This is a genomic window from Mycobacterium sp. UM_Kg1 (genome assembly GCF_000972925.1).
Classification (GTDB): domain Bacteria; phylum Actinomycetota; class Actinomycetes; order Mycobacteriales; family Mycobacteriaceae; genus Mycobacterium; species Mycobacterium hiberniae.
In genome coordinates this window covers 1-3,550 of sequence record NZ_JRMK01000246.1, presented here as the reverse complement: position 1 = coordinate 3,550, position 3,550 = coordinate 1, and the positions used below count along the sequence as shown (strand labels likewise).

Annotated in this window: 2 protein-coding genes; both read left to right on the top strand. The window is 72.5% G+C overall.

Features of this window, described 5'->3' with window-relative positions; translation table 11 throughout:
* On the top strand, positions 1 to 1,855 hold a 1,855-nt coding region (locus LI92_RS20490; protein ID WP_046322150.1), incomplete at its 5' end, for a hypothetical protein.
* Positions 1,852 to 3,550 (top strand): murein biosynthesis integral membrane protein MurJ (gene murJ, locus LI92_RS20485; RefSeq protein WP_046322151.1); only part of this gene is annotated, 1,699 nt, incomplete at its 3' end. The genes LI92_RS20490 and murJ, both read left to right, overlap by 4 nt.

Sequence of the window (3,550 nt, the reverse complement as noted above, 5' to 3'; positions counted from 1 at the left end):
CGCCCGGTTCCTGCTGCCGGTGACCGGTCTGCCCAAAACCGACCCGGACTCCGATGGCGTCGCCGGGACCGTTCCCCCCGACATCTCCCACCCGGTGCGGCTCACCATGTTCTGGCCGCTGGCCGATCGGCCGCGGCTGACACCGGGGGCACCCGGGGGCACCCGGCCGGTGCGGCTCACCGACGACGAACTGGCGGCGTCGCTGGCCCCGGGTGGTCGCCTGGAGGCGCTGGTGTCCGCGGCCGAGTTCGCCACGAGCCCGGCGGTCGACTCCAACGGGGTGGTCAACCGGGCGTTGTGCCTGGCCGTCGACCCGGACCTGCTGGTGACGGTCAACGCGATGACGGACGGCTACGTGGTGGCCGACTCCCCCGAGAGCACGGCCTCGCATCCGGGCAGCGGCCGCGACGCCGCCCGGGCCTGGCTGGAAAGGTTGCGCCGGCTGGCGCAGCGCACCTGTGTCACGGCCACCCCCTACGCGCAGGCCGACCTGGACGCCTTGGCTCGGGTGGGCGACGCCGGGCTGGCGGCGATAGCGGTGGCTAAGCCCGCCGACATCGTCGACCGCATCCTGCAGGTGAGCTCGACCCGCGGTGTGGTCCTGCTCGGCGACGGCCGGCTGACGGCGGCTTCGGCGGACCTGATCGGCACGCAGGGCGACGCGGTGGTGATCGCTGCCGGTGACTGCTCGGCCCGCGAGTCGGGCGTCACCGCCGACGTCACCCCGCGGCGGCTGTCCCCGCAGCTGGTCCTCTCGCCGTATGCCCCCGCCGTCGGCGCGGCGCTGGCCGCCGTGGGCACCGAACCGGCCACGCCCAGCTATCTGGACGGTTCGCTGACGGTGCGGCTGCACCACGACTCGGCGCTGGCCCGTCGCCAGGACGCCCTCGGCTCGATGCTGTGGCGCGCGCTGGAAGCCCCCACGGACCCCCGTGCGCCGCGCAACGAGATCCTGATGCCGCCGGCCTACTGGAAGCCCCGCGCCGACGACGCGCGGGCGGTGCTGAGCACATTCGCGACCGCCTTGCGCTCCGGGCTGGCGGTGGCCCGGCCCCTGACCGCCCTGATCGCCGAATCGCGCGACGTCACCGACCCGCCCGCGGTCCCGCTACCGGCCCAGCAGCCGGCCGGCGGCTTCGGGCCGGAGGTCATCGGCGCGGTGGCCGGCGACATCGCCCGGCTGTGGGGCTTGACCTCTGCGCTGACCACCGACACCCGCACCGGGCTGACCGGTGAGGCCTACACGGCCCCGCTCGCCGAGGGCATGCTGCGGGCCCTGACCCAGACCGAACCGGTCAATGCCCGCAACGGCCTGGCCGCGCAGCGGCTGGCGATCATCGGCGCCACCGTCGCCGACCTGATCGGCGGGGTCACCATCGTCCATCCCGCCGACTCCTACACGCTGGCCACCGAGCACAGCCCGCTGCCGCTGGCGCTGCGCAATGACCTGGCGGTCCCGATCCGGGTGCGCCTGCACGTCGACGCCCCGCCCGGGATGACGGTCACCGACGTCGGGGAATTGGAGCTGCCGCCGGGATATCTGCCGCTGCGGGTTCCGGTCGAGGTGCGCGTCAACCAGCACTTCGTGGTCGACGCCGCGCTGCAGACCCCCGGCGGGCTGCCCCTGGGCGAGTCGGTGCGGCTGTCGGTGCACTCCAACGCCTACGGCATGGTGCTGTTCCTGTTCACCATGACCGCGGCGGCGGTGCTGTCGGTGCTGACCGGGCGACGGCTCTGGCACCGCTTCCGTGGCCAGCCCGACCGCGCCGACCTGGACCGGCCCGAGCCGGTCGAGGACCAGCCCCCTGCCGCCACGCCGGCGCGGGTGCCCGCGGATGACGGCGGGGACCGGTGAGCACGCCCGCTTCGCAACCGGCGCGCCCCGAGCTCAGCGACGCCGCGGTGGTGTCACGCTCGTGGGGGATGGCGTTGGCCACCCTGGTCAGCCGGATCACCGGGTTCGTTCGGGTGGTGCTGCTGGCGGCAATCCTGGGTGCGGCGCTGTCGAGCGCCTTCTCGGTGGCCAACCAGCTGCCGAATCAGATCGCCGCGCTGGTGCTGGAGGCGACCTTCACCGCGATCTTCGTACCGGTGCTGGCCCGCGCCGAACGCGACGACGCCGACGGCGGCGCGGCGTTCGTCCGCCGGCTGGTCACGCTGGCCACCGCGCTGCTGCTGGCCACCACCGTGATCTCGGTGGCGGCCGCCCCGCTGCTGGTCCGGCTGATGCTCGGTGGTGACCCGCAGGTCAACGAGGCGCTGACCATCGCATTCGCGTATCTGCTGCTGCCGCAGGTGATCTGCTACGGGTTGTCTTCAGTGTTCATGGCGATCCTGAACACCCGCAACATTTTTGGGCCGCCGGCCTGGGCACCGGTGGTCAACAACGTGGTTGCGATCGCCACGTTGGTGCTCTACCTGCTGGTGCCGGGCGAACTGTCGGTGGACCCGGTGCGGATGGGCAACGCCAAGCTGCTGGTGCTCGGGGTCGGCACGACGGCCGGCGTCGTCGCCCAAACCGTCGTCCTGCTGGTGGCGATCCGCCGCGAGCACATCAGCCTGCGCCCGCTGTGGGGAATCGACGACCGCCTCAAGCGCTTCGGCACGATGGCCTCGGCGATGGTGCTCTATGTCCTGATCAGCCAGATCGGACTGGTGGTCACCAACCAGATCGCCAGTACGGCGGCTGCCTCCGGGCCGGCGATCTACTACTACGCCTGGCTGCTGCTGCAGTTGCCGTTCGGCATGATCGGCGTGACGGTGCTGACCGTGGTGATGCCCCGGTTGAGCCGCAACGCCGCCGCCGGCGATGACCCCGCGGTGCTGGCCGATCTGTCGCTGGCCACGCGGCTGATGATGATCACCCTGATCCCGATCGTGGCCGTGATGACCGTCGCCGGCCCGGCGATCGGCAGCGCCCTGTTCGCCTACGGCAACTTCGGCAACGTTGACGCGGGATACCTGGGCGCCGCGGTCGCCATGTCGGCGTTCACGCTGATCCCCTACGCCATGGTGCTGCTGCAGCTGCGGGTCTTCTACGCGCGCGAACAGCCGTGGACACCGATCGCCATCATCGTGGTGATCACCGCGGTGAAGATCGGTGCCTCCGTACTGGCCCCGCACCTGACCGGCGATCCGGATCTGGTCGCCGCCTACCTGGGGCTGGCCAACGGGCTGGGCTTTACCGCCGGGGCCGTCGTCGGACATCTGCTGCTGCGCCGCTCCCTGCGGCCGCCCGCCCGCCCGGGCATGCCCGCCGGGCACTGGCGCCTGCTGGGGCCGGACGTGATCCGCACCGTCCTGGTGACGTTGACCGCCTCTCTGGCCGCCGGCTTGGTGGCCGAGTTGACCGATCGAGTGCTGGGCCTGCAGACGCTGACCGACCGCGGTGCCGGCGGCTCGATGCTGCGTCTGCTGGTGCTGACGCTGGTGATGTTGCCGATCATCGGGGCGGTGATGGTGCGCGCCGGGGTGCCCGAAGCCGTGGCCGCACTGGCCGCGGTCCGCCGACGGATCGGTGCCCGGGCGCCGCAGGCCGGCGCGCCCAACC